Source organism: Pseudoalteromonas sp. CR1 (genome assembly GCF_019392235.1).
Classification (GTDB): domain Bacteria; phylum Pseudomonadota; class Gammaproteobacteria; order Enterobacterales; family Alteromonadaceae; genus Pseudoalteromonas.
Window position 1 is genome coordinate 1 of sequence record NZ_JAHXRM010000072.1, and the last position, 372, is coordinate 372.

The 372-nt window shown below is 61.8% G+C and carries 1 pseudogene; it reads right to left on the bottom strand.

Annotation, left to right across the window (positions count from 1 at the left end):
- Positions 1-148: 148 nt before the first annotated feature.
- A pseudogene (locus KZZ04_RS18530) lies at positions 149-372 on the bottom strand (amino acid ABC transporter substrate-binding protein); the annotation flags it as partial.

Genomic DNA, 372 nt, shown 5'->3' on the forward strand with positions numbered 1-372 from the left:
GGCACGCCTCGCACGAGAATGGTCGCGCCAACGTGATGGTCTGTAGCGGCTAAACTGAAGCAGCAACCCTCTGCGATTCAAACCGCGCAAGCCCCGATGCAGCGCAGGGCTTGCGTTGCAGCCTCGCTAAAACGCGACAGCGCTCACCTCACCGTACCGGCGGCGCGTACTGGATGCCGCCGTTGCTCCACAACGCATTGAGCCCACGCTTGATCTTCAACACGCTGCCCTGGCCGACATTGCGTTCGAACACTTCGTCGTAGTTGCCCACTTGCTTGACGATCTGCACCACCCAGTCCTTGCGCAGCTTCAGGTCTTTGCCGTAATCGCCGTCGGCACCGAGCAGGCGGGCGACATCGGGGTTCTTGGTGG